Origin of the sequence: Streptomyces toyocaensis (genome assembly GCF_000725125.1) — a bacterium.
GTDB classification, from domain to species: domain Bacteria; phylum Actinomycetota; class Actinomycetes; order Streptomycetales; family Streptomycetaceae; genus Streptomyces; species Streptomyces toyocaensis.
Genome location: NZ_JFCB01000030.1, coordinates 73066 through 88237, shown reverse-complemented (window position 1 = coordinate 88237; position 15172 = coordinate 73066). Strand labels below are relative to the sequence as shown.

Annotated in this window: 16 protein-coding genes; 7 read left to right on the top strand and 9 right to left on the bottom strand. The window is 72.3% G+C overall.

Going from position 1 to position 15172, the window contains the following annotated elements:
• The first annotated feature begins 156 nt into the window (after window positions 1-156).
• Window positions 157-1065, top strand: coding sequence for an alpha/beta fold hydrolase (locus BU52_RS26480; protein WP_107061274.1), 909 nt, complete (start codon window positions 157-159; stop codon window positions 1063-1065).
• Here BU52_RS26480 and BU52_RS26475 read toward each other — a convergent pair.
• A complete protein-coding gene (locus tag BU52_RS26475) occupies window positions 1062-1955 on the bottom strand; it encodes an NYN domain-containing protein (RefSeq protein WP_037938860.1) in 894 nt (297 codons plus the stop codon). The genes BU52_RS26480 and BU52_RS26475 overlap by 4 nt on opposite strands.
• A gap of 228 nt (window positions 1956-2183) precedes the next feature.
• Between BU52_RS26475 and BU52_RS34995 the strand changes: the two genes are divergently transcribed.
• Window positions 2184-2336, top strand: a complete 153-nt coding sequence (locus BU52_RS34995; protein ID WP_106979586.1) for a hypothetical protein — start codon at window positions 2184-2186, stop codon at window positions 2334-2336.
• Between the two features lie 119 nt (window positions 2337-2455).
• Here BU52_RS34995 and BU52_RS26470 read toward each other — a convergent pair whose 3' ends face one another.
• From BU52_RS26470 to BU52_RS26455, 4 genes are all read right to left on the bottom strand, one after another.
• Window positions 2456-3061 (bottom strand): MarC family protein, encoded by a 606-nt coding sequence (locus BU52_RS26470; protein ID WP_037938859.1) that lies wholly within the window; start codon window positions 3059-3061, stop codon window positions 2456-2458.
• Between the two features lie 52 nt (window positions 3062-3113).
• Entirely contained in the window at window positions 3114-3971 is an 858-nt protein-coding gene (locus tag BU52_RS26465) for a PHP domain-containing protein (protein WP_037938856.1), read from the bottom strand.
• A 118-nt stretch (window positions 3972-4089) separates the two neighbouring features.
• Window positions 4090-4731 (bottom strand): DUF6758 family protein, encoded by a 642-nt coding sequence (locus BU52_RS26460; protein ID WP_063830035.1) that lies wholly within the window; start codon window positions 4729-4731, stop codon window positions 4090-4092.
• 114 nt (window positions 4732-4845) lie between these two features.
• Window positions 4846-5430 carry a suppressor of fused domain protein gene (locus tag BU52_RS26455; protein ID WP_037938852.1) on the bottom strand — a complete coding sequence of 195 codons (585 nt, stop codon included), beginning with the start codon at window positions 5428-5430 and terminating at the stop codon, window positions 4846-4848.
• 528 nt (window positions 5431-5958) lie between these two features.
• On the opposite strand from BU52_RS26455, the gene BU52_RS26450 reads away from it, so the two are divergent.
• Both BU52_RS26450 and BU52_RS26445 read left to right on the top strand, forming a co-directional pair.
• Window positions 5959-7080 (top strand): magnesium and cobalt transport protein CorA, encoded by a 1122-nt coding sequence (locus BU52_RS26450; protein WP_037938850.1) that lies wholly within the window; start codon window positions 5959-5961, stop codon window positions 7078-7080.
• Between the two features lie 42 nt (window positions 7081-7122).
• Window positions 7123-7638, top strand: a complete 516-nt coding sequence (locus BU52_RS26445) for a hypothetical protein (protein WP_037938848.1) — start codon at window positions 7123-7125, stop codon at window positions 7636-7638.
• Between the two features lie 6 nt (window positions 7639-7644).
• On the opposite strand, the gene BU52_RS26440 is transcribed toward BU52_RS26445, so the two are convergent.
• Window positions 7645-8403 (bottom strand): hypothetical protein, encoded by a 759-nt coding sequence (locus BU52_RS26440; protein ID WP_037938846.1) that lies wholly within the window; start codon window positions 8401-8403, stop codon window positions 7645-7647.
• A 211-nt stretch (window positions 8404-8614) separates the two neighbouring features.
• Between BU52_RS26440 and BU52_RS26435 the strand changes: the two genes are divergently transcribed.
• From BU52_RS26435 to BU52_RS26425, 3 genes are read left to right on the top strand one after another with little or no spacing between them, the layout of a single operon-like run.
• Entirely contained in the window at window positions 8615-9898 is a 1284-nt protein-coding gene (locus BU52_RS26435; RefSeq protein WP_037938844.1) for a magnesium transporter MgtE N-terminal domain-containing protein, read from the top strand.
• Window positions 9888-10496, top strand: coding sequence for a DUF1003 domain-containing protein (locus tag BU52_RS26430; protein ID WP_037938841.1), 609 nt, complete (start codon window positions 9888-9890; stop codon window positions 10494-10496). Before BU52_RS26435 ends, BU52_RS26430 begins: the two co-directional genes overlap by 11 nt.
• Before the next feature lie 43 nt (window positions 10497-10539).
• Window positions 10540-11673 carry an Mrp/NBP35 family ATP-binding protein gene (locus BU52_RS26425; RefSeq protein WP_037938837.1) on the top strand — a complete coding sequence of 378 codons (1134 nt, stop codon included), beginning with the start codon at window positions 10540-10542 and terminating at the stop codon, window positions 11671-11673.
• 56 nt (window positions 11674-11729) lie between these two features.
• Here BU52_RS26425 and BU52_RS26420 read toward each other — a convergent pair whose 3' ends face one another.
• From BU52_RS26420 to BU52_RS34125, 3 genes are all read right to left on the bottom strand, one after another.
• Window positions 11730-12407 (bottom strand): hypothetical protein, encoded by a 678-nt coding sequence (locus BU52_RS26420; protein ID WP_037938835.1) that lies wholly within the window; start codon window positions 12405-12407, stop codon window positions 11730-11732.
• A gap of 227 nt (window positions 12408-12634) precedes the next feature.
• Window positions 12635-13063, bottom strand: coding sequence for a sec-independent translocase (locus tag BU52_RS26415; protein ID WP_037938830.1), 429 nt, complete (start codon window positions 13061-13063; stop codon window positions 12635-12637).
• Between the two features lie 130 nt (window positions 13064-13193).
• On the bottom strand, window positions 13194-14918 hold the full coding sequence (locus tag BU52_RS34125) for a trypsin-like peptidase domain-containing protein (protein ID WP_235216428.1): 1725 nt from the start codon (window positions 14916-14918) through the stop codon (window positions 13194-13196).
• Between the last annotated feature and the right edge of the window lie 254 nt (window positions 14919-15172).

The window sequence follows — 15172 nt, the reverse complement described above, 5'->3', positions numbered from 1 at the left end:
AGATCCCGGCGCAGGCCGCGCAGGAGCCGGAGGCCGCCGGCGAGGCGAAGCCCCGGGCCCGTCGCACCCGCAAGGCCACGGCCGCCGCGGAGCCCGCGGAGGGCTGACGCACCACACCGGCGGCCCGGTCCCACACCCGTGGGCCGGGCCGCCGGCATGTCCGCACCCGTTACGCTTCGCCCTGTGACCAGCCGCTCCGCCTCCGCCCCGCCTCCGGGCTCGCGTGTCCGCCGACTCCGCACCTCCCGCGGCGAGTTCGCCGTCGTGGACGTGCCGCCGTCCCCCGGGGCCGGAGTGAAGGGGACCGTGCTGCTGCTGCCCGGGTACACCGGCAGCAAGGAGGACTTCACGCTGGTGCACGAACCGCTCGCCGCGCGCGGATACCGCACGGTCGCCGTGGACGGGCGTGGGCAGTTCGAGTCGGACGGCCCCGCCGACGACGAATCGGCCTACGCGCAGGACGAGTTGGCGCGGGACGTGCTCGCGCAGGCGGAGGTGCTCGGTGCGCCCGTGCACCTCGTCGGCCACTCACTCGGCGGCCAGATCGCCCGCGCCGCCGTCCTCCTGGACCACTCCCCCTTCCGCTCGCTCACGCTCGTCTCCTCCGGCCCCGCACGGATCTCCGTCTCCCAGGAGCAGCGGGTGAAACTGCTGCGGGACGCGCTCGCGGTGATGTCGATGGCGGAGTGCTGGGAGGCGATCCTGGCCATGGGACCTCCGGAGGAGGTGGGTGGTCCGGCACGCGGGGTCGGCGGCCGGGACTTCCTGCGCAGCCGCTGGCTGGGTACGCGACCGGCACAACTGCGCGCCACGGGTGAGCAGTTGTGCACCGAGCCGGACCGGGTCGACGAACTGGCCGCCGTGCCGCTGCCGTTCCACGTCCTGTCGGGCGAGCGCGACGACACCTGGCCGGTGCCGGACCTCGACTCGATGGCCCGGCGCCTGGGGGCGCACCGCACCGTCATCGACGGGGCCGAGCACTCGCCCGCCGCCGACCGGCCCGCGCCGACCGCCCGCGCCCTCGCCGGCTTCTGGGACGCCCCGCGTCCCGGGGAGCCCGCCTAGTACTGCGCCTGCAGGTGGTCCCAGAAGCCGTCCCGCAGGGCGCGCCGCAGGTCCGCCTGGCCGCGCAGCGAGTACTGGAGGAGGCCTTCCGCCTCGACCAGGAGGTCCTGGTCGACGGAGCCGGGCAGATAGGGGTGGCCGGGGAGGAGTTCCATCATGGCCTCCCGGCCGCGGGCGACCAGCCATTTGGCGGCGATCTGCGCGCCGACGAACCGCACGTCCTCGCGGGTGGGCCGGGCGGTGGTGCCCTCGTACGCCGGTGCCGTGCGGCGGGAGACGTACGGCTTGAAGAAGTCGAGGTCGAGGGTGCGCTGGCTGTCGACCTCCCAGAGCAGCGGCTCGGCCTGGTTGCGGCCCTCGGGGGCCTCGATGCCCCAGAGGTGGACCCGGGCCCCGTACCCCTGGGCCGCCTCGACCGCCGAGACGAGGTCCTCGTCGCCGCCGAGCAGGGCCGCGTCGCTGATGGCGCGGTGCCGTGCCAGTGACTCCAGGTCGGTGCGGATGAGGGAGTCGACGCCCTTCTGCTGGTTGTTGGCGTTGAGGTTGCCGAGGCGGACCTTGACGTCCGGGAGTTCGGCGATGGTCTGCTGCTCCGCGGTGTGGATGCGGCGCCTGGCCCCGTCGTACCAGTAGACGCGCAGCAGTCTGCTGTCGGCGAAGATGGTGCGGGCCCGGTCGATGAGCGCGTCGATGAGTCCCTCGGCGTCGAGGTCGAAGGCCCGGCGGTCCTCCGTCCCGGCCACGAGCCGTCCGGCGGCGGCGTACAGATAGCCGGCGTCGACGAAGATCGCGTGTGTCGAAGGCGTCTTCGCCACCTCGGCGAGCATGCGCAGCAGCAGCTCGTTCGTGCGGTCGATGCGGTCGTGCAGGGCCGCCAGGTCGTCGTTCATCGCTTCCATTGTCCCGGTGGTCACGCTCTGAACACAACCGGTCCCGGTCGGTCCCCTTCGAAACCCTTACTGGTCAGTATTTAGTCGATCGAAAAATTTCTTTAGCGTAGGGAATGTTTGTACCGCGCACGCCGTTGAACCTGTCATGGAACACGGGCTCGACTGGCCTGTGGGCCGCCCACCAAGTAGTTCTCCTTCAGGAGGATGACCAGACGAAGGGAGAAGCCCGTGCGCTTCGAAATCATGCGACTCGACGACGTCGACGGTACCCCCGTGGACACGACCGTCGTGGACGCCGCCTCCGTCAACCGCATCGTCCAGCAGGCCGCCGCCATCGGACAGCGCCTCTGGATCCGCCCGGCCGACACACCGGCCTCATAACGCTCGCCCCGCCGCGGGACGCCCGGCCCCACCGGGCCCGGCCGCCCCGGCACGCACGCTTTGGAGCCCCCGCACCGCTCTCGGTACGGGGGCTCCGCGACGTCCGCGACGGTGCCGGGTCAGCCGCCCCGTACGACCTGGGTGACGCCGTTGATGATCTGCTGCACGGCGATCGCGGAGAGCATCATGCCGGCCAGGCGCGTCACCAGGACCACCCCGCCGTCCTTGATGACCCGGATGATCAGCAGCGAGTACCGCATCACCAGCCACAGCACGACGTGGATGGCGAGGATCGCCGACCACACCGAGACCTGCCCGGTGAGCCCGTCGGCCTTCTGCACGGCGAGGATGACCGACACGATCGCGCCCGGCCCCGCCAGCAGCGGCATGCCCAGCGGGACCAGGGCGACGTTGACGTCCTTGGTCTGCTGGGGCTCGTCGGTCTTGCCGGTGAGCAGGTCGAGGGCGATCAGCAGCAGGAGCAGACCGCCCGCGATCATGAGCGCCGGCACCGAAACGTGCAGGTAGGCGAGGATCTGGTGGCCGAGCAGCCCGAAGACGGTGATGACACCGCCGGCCACACAGACGGCCTGGAGGGCCATCCGCTTCTGCACCTTGGCGGGCCGGCCCGCGGTCAGGGCGAGGAAGATCGGGGTGATCCCGGGGGGATCCATGATGACAAAAAGGGTCAGGAAGAGAGAGCCGAAGACGGCGACGTCGAGCATGACTGCCTTGCTGGGGAACGAAGCGGAACGAGGGACGGGGCGAGGACGGGCCTCAGGCCCCGCCGGCCCCGGGCACCGGGAACGCCCCCGTCGCGCGCCGTGTGATCTCGCCGTACACCTCGGGGTCCGTCATGAACTCGCCGAGGACGCAGGTCTTCCTGCCGCCGTGGTAGTCGCTGGACCCGGTGACCAGGAGACCCAGTTCCTTCGCCAGGCCGCGCAGCCTCGCCCGGGTCCCGGGGTCGTGGTCCATGTGGTCGACCTCGATGCCGTCGAGTCCGGCCCCGGCCAGCTCGGCGATCGCGGACTCCGGCACTGTCCTGCCCCGCTTGCTCGCGGCGGGGTGCGCGAAGACGGCGACGCCGCCCGCGTTCTTGACCAGCCGCAGCGCCTCGAAGGGGTCGGTCTCGTGCTTCTCCACGTACGCGCGGCCGCCGTCGGCCAGCCACTCCCGGGTGAAGGCGTCGCTCACGCTCGGCACGACGCCCAGGTCGACGAGGGCGGTGGCCACGTGCGGCCGGCCCACCGATCCGTCGCCCGCGATCCGGGCGACCTGCTCCCAGGTGACCGGCACGCCCAGCCCGTTCAGCTTGGCGATCATGCCCTTGGCCCGCGGCACCCGGTCGTCCCGGACCAGCTCCCGCTCGGCGAACAGCGCGGGCTCCTGCGGGTCGAACAGGTAGGCCAGCATGTGCATGCTGACGCCGTCGAGCCGGCAGGACAGTTCGGCGCCGGTGACCAGGGTGAGTCCTGCCGGCAGCGCGGCGAGCGCCTCGGCGTGTCCGCGGGTGGTGTCGTGATCGGTCACCGCGATGACGTCGAGACCGGCGGCAGCGGCCTTGCGGACCAGCTCGGCCGGAGTGTCCGTGCCGTCGGACGCGGTGGAGTGGGTGTGCAGATCGATGCGCACGACGCGTTACTCCAAGCGGTGACGGACGGAAGGGGACGCTCCAGGATAACCGGATTTTCCACCGCTCCTGTCACAGCCGAAATGGCCGTGCGCCCCCTACCTCCCGCCCGTCGCGCGGCTACGCCTCGAGCAGTCGCGGGGACAGCGCCCCACAGGGCACCAGCTCCACCTCGGCCCCGGCGTCCCGCAGGTCGGTGAGGACCAGCTCGTCGTACATCAGCAGCCCGGACTGCTCCGGCCACACCACCGCCCACAGCCACATGCCGAGCGCCTCGCCCGCGAACACGGCGCGGTCGTCCGGCGTCCGGGAGACGTGCCAGAGCGGGGTCGGCCGGCCGGCGGCCAGCACCTTGGCCTGCGGCGGCTTCTCGACGTCCATGTACGGCCCCGGGTCCGGGCCGTCGATGCCCGCGTAGCGCGCGCCGAGGCCGACGCCGAGTTCCTCGGCGACCAGGATCAGCTCACCCATGCCGCCGAGCGGTCCGGGACCGGTGCACGCGACGGCCGTCGCCCGGCCACCGCTGCGGTCGTCGCCCGCGGACGCCACACCGGTGAAGAGCCAGCCCACCGGCAGCGGCCACGGCATCCACACCGGCACCTTCGTACGGTGCACGACGACTTCGAGGGCCTCGACGCTGGGCGGTATCACGGGCTGCATCGGGTGCACCGTGCCGTGCACGTCGCACTGCCAGGCATCCGAGAAGAGGCCGGGAGCCCTGACCCGGCCACCGCACTTCGGGCAACTGGGTTCGCCCCTCATAGAGCCCCACGGTCCTAGCTCTGCCGCGCCACGTCAAGGACGATCACCCGGCCGGCGCACTCATCTTGTGGAATCAGCACGATATTCACACCGACGAGTCCCGGCCGGTCGGTGTCAGTCCAGTGGGGCCGACCCGCGGGACGGGTCCCTGAGGTCCGTGCCGTGGTTCAGCCAGCGCTCCTGGAGGGCCTGGGCGCCGTGCACCCGCTTCCAGGCGGCCTCGTTCGGCGTCATCGGCAGCAGCGGCAGGAACCGCACGGGGTCCAGGGGGCCGTCGAGCTCCAGGTCCTCCACCAGGCCGCCGGGCTCGGCGACCAGCACGGAGGTGAACGGGGCGCCGGGCCACAGCCGTTCACCCACGTCGAGTGAGGCGCCGGGGGCCACGACCACACCCTCGACCTGCGGGGACGCGGCGAGGACGGCGAGCGGGCGGAGCACCTTGTCGGTGTCGGCGACGCCGGCCCGTACGGACAGCACCAGCTCGACACGCGGGCCCTTGACGGGATCCGCGACGACCGCCGTGGGGTCGGCCATGGGCTGCGCGGACATGCCGAGGGTGGCGTAGCGCACGATGTCGCCCTCGTGGAAGCGCAGCACCTCGATGCGGTCCGTGCCCAGGAAGGTGACCGCCGCGCGCGCGTCCGGCTCGCCCAGCGCCGTGCGCAGCCGGGCCTCGACCAGAGGAAGAACATCAGCCATGCGGCGAGCATAGAACTCGTCAGTACCGGGCAAAGCAAAGCCTTGACATGCCGGTCGGCTGGTACGCTTGGCCGGTCGTTCGGGCCGCACGCAGATCGGGACACCACCCAGGCCGTTGGTGCCCTGCGGGAGTCCGATCGTCCCGAACGCCTGTATGACACTCCCCACTCAGGGGAAATCCCCCCAGGGGATGTGGATCGTCCCTCACGAGGGACCGGCCGGAGGAGGTGGGGCTGGCATGGACCGAAGTCGACCGTGCAGTATCACCTGCTCTTCCGTCCGCTGATGTAGCTGCTTCCTGTCTGGCTGCCGCCTTTCGCCTGCGCGTCTTCATCGGAAGAGCACGTCGTTTCGTTCTGTCTGATCTGCCCCAGTAGCTGTATCAGCGACGAAGCTCGCCACCGCGACGGTGCGGTGCTCCCCGCTTTGTGGACGTGCCAAACATCCGCAGTCCAGGACGTCCTCATTCCGGGTTGTTCCACCCGTCGTTCCGGCGCCTTTCGTTGCCTGCCCGCGAAGGAGCCCGCCATGTCGATGATCCGCGACCTGCGCGCCGTGGTCCGTCCCTCCTCCCGTGTCTCGCTGCGCAAGGACAGCGGCCCGTACGACACCACCCGTGACCCCGCGACGGCCACCGCCGTCGTCGACTGCGCCGTCTACCGCGACGGCCGCCGCCTGGTGACCGAGGGCGGCCAGCTCACCCCCCAGGAGGCGATGCGCCTGGTGCGTCGCGACGGGGGCTTCGTGTGGATCGGCCTGCACGAGCCGAACGAGGCCGAGTTCGCGGGGATCGCCACGGAGTTCGGGCTGCACCCGCTGGCCGTGGAGGACGCCGTCCAGGCCCACCAGCGGCCCAAGCTGGAGCGCTACGACGACTCCCTGTTCACGGTCTTCAAGACCATCCACTACGCCGACAAGCACCGGCTCAGCTCCAGCAGCGAGGTCGTCGAGACCGGCGAGGTGATGTGCTTCACCGGCCGGGACTTCTTCATCACCGTCCGGCACGGCGGCCAGGGCTCCCTGCGGGCCCTCAGGCACCGCCTCCAGGACGACCCCGAACTGCTGGCCAAGGGGCCCTCGGCCGTGCTGCACGCCATCGCCGACCACGTGGTGGACGGCTACATCGCGGTGGCCGACGCGGTGCAGGACGACATCGACGAGGTCGAGACGCAGGTGTTCTCGCCGGGCCGCAAGGGCACCCCGCGCGGCACGGACGCCGGGCAGATCTACCAACTCAAGCGGGAGGTACTGGAGTTCAAGCGCGCCGTGGCGCCGCTGCTGCGGCCGATGCAGCTGCTGAGCGAGCGGCCGATGCGGCTGATCGACCCGGAGATCCAGAAGTACTTCCGGGACGTCGCCGACCACGTGGCGCGCGTGCAGGAGCAGGTGATCGGCTTCGACGAGCTGCTGAACTCCATCCTCCAGGCCAATCTGGCCCAGGCGTCCGTGGCGCAGAACGAGGACATGCGGAAGATCACCTCGTGGGCCGCGATCATCGCCGTACCGACCATGGTGTGCGGCGTGTACGGGATGAACTTCGACTACATGCCCGAGACGCACTGGAAGTACGGCTACCCGCTGGTCCTGAGCGTCACGGTGGCCCTCTGTCTGGGCATCCACCGGACCCTGAAGCGCAACGGCTGGCTCTGACGGCGCCACGGCGCCCGGCGCCCCCCTGGATAGGCTGGGCGCATGACAAGCGAGCTGCTCGACCGGGCCCTCATCGAGGAGGCCACCAAGAAGTCCGGCCTCATCTGGGTGCGGGGTCCCGGTGCCCCGGTCCGGGCGCTGTGGCACGTGTGGCACGACGGAGCCGCGTGCGTGATCGGCGACGGGCCCGGCGAGCAGCCGCTGCCCGGGCTGACCGGCGGGGGACCGGCCGAGGTGACGGTCCGCAGCAAGGACAAGGGCGGCCGGCTGGTCACCTGGTCCGCGACGGTCGTCGAGCCGGCGCCGGGCTCCGAGGCGTGGACGGCCGCGGTCGCCGAGCTCAGGGGCAAGCGGCTCAACGCGCCCGACGCCGAGACGATGCCCGAGCGCTGGGCGCGCGAGTGCCGGGTGCTGCGCCTCGAGCCGACCGGAGCGACGTCTCCGCTCCCCGGCGGTTCCCTGGCCGAGGCCCCGCTGCCGACCCCGGCGACGACGCGGCGGCCCGCCCCGGCCGCACTTCCCCGGCTGCTGCTGAAGGGGAGGCGGCGCCGTGCGTAGCCGGCGCTAGGAGGTGGGGAGCTGCTTGCCGTAGTCCAGGGTCTCGTCCTTGGCCGGCTTCTCCAGGGGGAAGTCGGTTCCCCAGGCCGAGAAGGTGAGGGTGCCCGCCTTCCCGGCCCGGACCAAACGCACCGGGTAGGGCTTGCCCTTGAGCGAGACGTCCAGGGTGCCGCCGGAGCCCTTGTCGCCGGTGACGCGGATGGTGCGCACGCCCGACTGCTCGTGGTGGCCGTCCGTGGCCAGCTTCCCGTGCAGGGTCAGCAGGCCACTGAGCAACACACTCTTGTCGGTGAAGCCGATGAACTTCTTGTACGAGGGATCGCCCTGCGGCACCTTCACGTACTTCTCGGCGAGCTTGCCGGCCGCAGCCGCGTCCGCCTCGCTGCCGCCCTCACCCGCGCCGGCGTCCCGGCCCCAGAACTCGGCACCGGCCTTCAGGTACAGCTCGTCCTCGATCCGCAGCAGGCGGAACGTCTCCCCCTTGGTGGTGACCGAGCCGATGCCGCCCCTCTCCTTCAGCCGCATGTCGAGCGTGTACGTGCGTCCGCTGGTGACCACGGTTCCGTGCAGCCGTACGGTGCCGACCGACCCGGCGGCCTTCTGGGCCCTGTCCTGGATCTGGTCGGCGGGCAGTCGCCCGACACCGTTGGTGCCCTCGTTCGGATCCTCGGAGCATCCCGTGAGCGCCGTCCCCGTCGCGAGCAGCGCGCACACGGCGCCGGCCAGCACGGCCCTGCGGGAACGGCCCTGGGAGATCGGAATCACAGGTGGGCTGCCTCTCTTACGGGGGACCTGAACGGCGTACCGCAGAGTACCGGGGGCCGGGAGACCGGGCGGAGCCAGTCCGTCCGGAGCGGTCGCGGGCGCACGGCCGATCGGGACGGGCTAGCCTGAAGCCCGTCCGAGCGGGCAATGGGGAGAAACGAACACAGCAGGCAGTACACCGAAAGATCCCGCACGAAAAGGAGCCGCCGCCATGGCAGGGGGCGCACCCCGGTTCTTCGTCTCACACGTCTCCGGTGTCGCCGTCTTCGACCCGGCCGGGGACCAGGTGGGACGCGTGCGCGACCTGGTCGTCATCCTGCGGCCCGGCCGCCGCCCGCCGAGGCTGATCGGCCTGGTGGTCGAACTCTCCACCCGGCGCCGGATCTTCCTGCCCATGACCCGGGTGACCGCCGTGCAGTCCGGCCAGGTCATCACGACCGGGGTGCTCAACGTGCGGCGCTTCGAGCAGCGGCCCACGGAGCGGCTCGTCTTCGGCGAGCTCCTCGACCGGCGGGTGACGCTCGTGGACGGCGGCGAGGAGGTCACCGTCCTCGACCTGTCGGTGCATCAGCTGGCCGCCCGCCGCGAGTGGGAGATCGACCGCGTCTTCGTGCGCAAGGGGAGGAAGGGCGGCGCGTTCCGGCGCGGCAAGGGCGAGACGCTGACCGTCGAGTGGTCCGCGGTCACCGGCTTCTCCCTGGAGGAGCACGGGCAGGGCGCCGAGAACCTGCTCGCCACCTTCGAGCAGCTGCGCCCCGCCGACCTCGCCAACGTCCTGCACCACCTCTCGCCCAAGCGGCGCGCGGAGGTGGCCGCCGCGCTCGACGACGACCGGCTCGCGGACGTCCTGGAGGAGCTGCCGGAGGACGACCAGATCGAGATCCTCGGCAAGCTGAAGGAGGAACGCGCGGCCGACGTCCTGGAGGCCATGGACCCCGACGACGCGGCCGACCTGCTCGGTGAGCTGCCCGAGGAGGACAAGGAACGGCTGCTCAGCCTGATGCAGCCGGGCGACGCGGCCGACATGCGGCGCCTGATGGCGTACGAGGAGCACACGGCGGGCGGTCTGATGACCACGGAGCCCATCGTGCTGCGGCCCGACGCGACCGTCGCGGACGCGCTCGCCCGCATCCGCGAGCCCGACCTCTCCCCCGCGCACGCCGCGCAGATCTACGTCTGCCGCCCGCCCGAGGAGACGCCCACCGGCAAGTACCTGGGCACCGTGCACTTCCAGCGCCTGCTGCGCGACCCCCCGTACACCCTGGTCGGATCGATCCTGGACGACGATCTGCAGCCCCTGGAGCCGGACGCCGCGCTGCCCGTGGTCGCCGGGTTCTTCGCCACGTACGACATGGTGGCGGCGCCGGTGGTCGACGAGGCCGGGTCGCTGCTGGGCGCGGTGACGGTGGACGACGTGCTGGACCACATGCTGCCCGATGACTGGCGGGAGACCGAGTTCCATCTCGACGAGGAGGTGGTGCCCGATGGCGGCTGAGCGCGAAGGCGTGCGCGAGCGGCTTCCGGCGGGCGCCACGGCCGCCGGCCGGCCGCGCACGCCCCGGCTGGACCAGCCTCGGCCTCCGCGGCGCAGGCTCGTGCCCCAGTGGGACCCGGAGGCCTTCGGACGGCTCTCGGAGCGCACCGCGCGGTTCCTGGGCACCGGGCGGTTCATCGTCTGGATGACGTTCGTCATCATCCTGTGGGTGCTGTGGAACGTGTCCGCGCCGAAGGAGCTGCGCTTCGACGAGTACCCGTTCATCTTCCTGACCCTGATGCTGTCCCTCCAGGCCTCCTACGCGGCCCCGCTGATCCTCCTCGCGCAGAACAGGCAGGACGACCGCGACCGGGTCAACCTGGAGCAGGACCGCAAGCAGAACGAGCGGTCGATCGCGGACACCGAGTACCTGACGCGGGAGATCGCCGCCCTGCGGATCGGGCTCGGGGAGGTCGCCACCCGGGACTGGATCCGTTCCGAGCTCCAGGACATGGTCAAGGAGCTGGACGCGCACCGGAACGGGCACAAGGACCAGCACGGCTCATTCCCGGCGATGCGGGCGGAACGGCCGCCGGGACGTGACGCAGACGACCGCTGACGTCCTTACCGGCGGGTGTACCCGGCGCCGTACCATCGTCCTTATGGCTACGGAAGACGCGGTGCGCGAAGCACTGGCGACGGTGAACGACCCCGAGATCAACCGGCCCATCACCGAACTCGGCATGGTCAAATCGGTGGAGATCGGCGCGGACGGGGCGGTCGCGGTCACCGTGTACCTGACGGTCTCCGGCTGCCCCATGCGGGACACCATCACGCAGCGCGTGACGGACGCGGTCTCCCGGGTCGAGGGGGTCACCCGGGTCGACGTGACGCTGGACGTCATGAGTGACGAGCAGCGCAAGGAGCTGGCGAACGCGCTGCGCGGCGGCCAGACCGAGCGCGAGGTGCCCTTCGCCAAGCCGGGCAGCCTCACCCGGGTGTACGCGGTGGCGTCCGGCAAGGGCGGCGTCGGGAAGTCGTCGGTCACGGTGAACCTGGCGGCGGCCATGGCGGCCGACGGCCTGAAGGTCGGCGTCGTGGACGCCGACATCTACGGCCACTCGGTGCCGCGCATGCTGGGCGCCGACGGGCGTCCCACCCAGGTCGAGAACATGATCATGCCGCCGTCGGCGCACGGCGTGAAGGTCATCTCCATCGGCATGTTCACCCCGGGCAACGCGCCGGTCGTGTGGCGCGGCCCGATGCTGCACCGCGCGCTCCAGCAGTTCCTCGCGGACGTCTACTGGGGCGACCTGGACGTGCTGCTCCTCGACCTGCCGCCCGGCACGGGCGACATCGCGATCTCCGTGGCCCAGCTCGTGCCGAACGCCGAGATCCTGGTCGTCACCACGCCGCAGCAGGCGGCGGCCGAGGTGGCCGAGCGGGCGGGCTCCATCGCCGTGCAGACGCACCAGAAGATCGTCGGCGTGGTCGAGAACATGTCCGGGCTGCCCTGCCCGCACTGCGGCGAGATGGTCGACGTCTTCGGCACGGGCGGCGGACAGACGGTCGCCGAGGGCCTGACCCGCACCACCGGTGCGAACGTGCCGGTGCTCGGCGCCATCCCGATCGACGTCCGGCTGCGCGAGGGCGGCGACGAGGGCAAGCCCGTGGTGCTGTCCGACCCGGACTCCCCGGCCGGCTCGGCGCTCCGCTCCATCGCCGGCAAGCTGGGCGGGCGGCAGCGGGGCCTGTCGGGCATGTCCCTGGGGCTCACCCCGCGCAACAAGTTCTGAGGGTCCGCACGCCGAAGGGCGCCGTCCACGGGGACGGCGCCCTTCGGCACACCCGCTCAGTCCCGGTACGCGGCGATGTCCTTGACCACGGCGAAGCCGAGGCCGTAGGCACTCATGCCGCGGCCGTACGCGCCCACGTGCACGCCCGCCCGCGTGGAGCCGGCGAGCACCCAGCCGAACTCGGACTCCCGGTAGTGGAACGGCGTCGGAACCCCGTCCACGGGCAGGGACAGCGTCGACCAGTCCGCGCCCTCCAGGTCGTCGGCGAGGACCCAGGCCGTCTCCGTCTGCTGCTCCAGCCAGTCGTCGCGCAGGGAGTGGTCCATCTGGCCGGGCCAGGTGAAGGACAGCAGCCCCACACCGGCGAGCCAGGCGGCGGAGGAGACCGAGGTGGCCTCCAGCAGACCGGTGCCGTCGGCGCTGCGGCGGACCGGGTTGGCGGCCACGGTCACCACGACCGCGAACTTCTCCTTGGCGTCCTGGTCGGCCCCGGCCGCGTACTCGCTGCGCACCGAGGGCTCGTCGCCGTGCCCGACCGATCCGTGCTCGACGGATCCGTCGGCCGCCAGTCCGACCTGCATCAGCCAGCGCGGCCCCGTGAAGGCCTCGTCCAGGCCGTACCACGGGAAGGGCGCACGCAGGTAGCCGTCAACCGTACGCCGGGCGGCGGAGGGGACGTGTGGTCCGTCCTCCGCGGCCGGCGCCTGCGCGACTGCCGAACTCGTCGTCTCCATGTGCCCGGACGCCTCCTCGCTCTCGTCGGACCGGGCGGCCCGCCCCCCTACGGGCGTACTCGTCCGTTCCGCACAACAACTCGGCAGCATAACCACACCGCGGCCACGGGCCGGTGAAACCGCCCGGCAGATGGGCCGCCCCGACGTCCGTATCAGGCCGTACGGAGGCCGGGTGGAGTATGAAACGCGTCACGTACGGGGGGGCGTGAGCCCTCCGCGACCACGGCTCAGGTGGCGTCCGCGTCGAACGGAGGGCGGTTGTCGGCCGCCGGGATCTCCGGCTTCTTGGTCATGTCCACGCGGCCGCCGGAAGGGGGCGTGGCGGAGTCGCTGTCTCGGCCGTGGACGGCGTCCGCGACCTCGGCCATCTCCTTCTTCAGGTCGAAGCCGTTGCGGATCTCCTTCAGCCCCAGGTCGTCGTTGTCCATCTGCTTGCGGATGAACGTCTTGGGGTTGAGGTCCTCGAACTCGAAGTCCTTGAACTCCGGGCCGAGCTCCTGCCGGATGTCCTGCTTGGCGCTCTCCGAGAAGTCCCGGATCTTCCGGATCGTGCGGGTCACGTCCTGGATGACCTTGGGGAGCTTGTCGGGACCGAAGACGAGCACGGCGAGGACGATGAGCGTCACCAGCTCGAGCGGTCCTATGTCATTGAACACCTGAAGCTCCTCGCGATGCCTTCGGTCCTCGGCCCTCGGTGCCGGCCTGTGGTCTTCCGTGGTCCGGGCCGGCTCCACGGTACCCGGCCGTCCCGTACGACCGGTACCGTCCCGGGCGCCCGCGTCCCGCTCAGCCGCCGTCGGAGGAGCCCAGCACCAGCGACACCGTCCGCTCCTTCCCGTCCCGCTCCAGGGTGAGCTCCAGCCGGTCGCCGGGGCGCTGGGCGCGGGTCTTGACGATCAGTTCCTCACCGGAGTGGACGCGTCGGCCGTCGACCTCGGTGATGACGTCGCCGGCCTCGATCCCGGCCCGGTCGCCGGGGCCACCGGCGCTGACCGGCGGGCCGCCGTCGCTTCCCTCGGCGGCGACGCGGGCGCCGTCGCCGCCGTAGTCCATGTCGAGGGTGATGCCGATCACCGGGTGGCTCGCGCTCCCGGTGTTGATCAGCTCCTCGGCCACGCGCTTGCCCTGGTTGATCGGGATGGCGAAGCCGAGGCCTATGGAACCGGCCCGCCCGCCGTCCAGGTCGGCGCCGCCGTCGGCGGACCGGATGGCCGAGTTGATGCCGATCACCCGGGCCTTGGCGTCGAGCAGGGGGCCGCCGGAGTTGCCGGGGTTGATCGGCGCGTCGGTCTGCAGGGCGTCGACGTACGAGACGTCGCTGCCGTCACCCTTCTCGCCGCCCGCGGTGATGGGCCGCTCCCGGGCGCTGATGATGCCGGAGGTGACGGTGCCGGCCAGGTCGAAGGGGGCGCCGATGGCGACGACGGGGTCCCCGACGCGCACGTTGTCGGAGTTGCCGAGGGGCAGCGGGGCGAGCCCGCGGACGCCCTTCACCTTCACGACGGCGAGGTCGTAGCCGCTGTCCCGGCCGACGACGGTGGCCTGGGCGGTGTCACCGCTGTGGAAGGTGACGGTGATCTCGCCGTCGTCGCCTGCGGGCTCGACGACGTGGTTGTTGGTGAGGATGTGACCGCGCCCGTCGAGCACGAAGCCCGTGCCGGTGCCGGCCTTCCCGGCGCCGCTCACGTGCAGGGTGACGACGCTGGGCAGGGCCTGCGCGGCGATTCCGGCGACGCTGCCCGGGTCCGGCCCGGACGTCTCCTTGCCGGCCTGCGGCAGCTCCACGGTCCCCACACCGCCGTTGCGTTCCAGGTACGCGCCGACGATCCCGCCGATGCCGCCGGACACGAGGGCGAGCAGCAGCGCGCCCGTCACGAGCACCCGGCGGGTGCGCCCGCGCCGCACCTTGCCGTCCGCCACCTCGGGCCCGGCCTGCTGCAACGGGGCGGCCGTCGCGGCGGCCGCCCAGGGGTCATAGCGCCCCCAGGGGCCGGCGGGCGGGGTGTCCGTGGCGTCGGGGTGCGCCGTCCGGGCGGGGAGGGGCGGGGCGGCGGCCGTGACGGCGGGAGGTGCGACGCTCGCCATCCCGTGGGCGGGAGTGGCCGCCGGGTGCTGCACGGGCGGCGCGGGGGCCCAAGGGCCCGGTTCGCCGTAGGGCGGGGTGCTGTAGGGGTCGGGGTCGTGCAGGGGCCGCGGCTGCCCGCCACCGGGCCCGTGGGCCTCGCCCGGGGCGGCAGCCCCCGGCACGTCGACGCACTCGGCGCCCACCGGAGGCCCGGGGGTGTCCGTCCCCCGCGCCTCGCCGCCCTCACCGGCCGGAACACCGGACGCCGGGACAGAACCGGCGGGGGCACCGGACGCCGGGCCGGAGACGGCCGGGTGACCGGACGCCGCGTCACCGGACGCCGGGGCGGAGACGGCCGGGTCACCGGACGCCGAGGCGGAGACGGCCGGGTGACCGGACGCCGAGGCGGCGGACGCCGGGGCGGAGGCAGCCGGGTCACCGGACACCGAGGCGGAGGCAGCCGGGTCACCGGACACCGAGGCGGAGGCAGCCGGGTCACCGGACGCCGAGGCGGAGACGGCCGGGTGACCGGACGCCGGGCCGGAGGCAGCCGGGTCACCGGACGCCGAGGCGGAGGCAGCCGGGTCACCGGACACCGAGGCGGAGGCAGCCGGGTCACCGGACGCCGAGGCGGACGCCGGGACAGAAGCAGCCGGAGCAGCGGACGCGGGATCGACAGCCGCGCCGCCTGCCGGGGTCG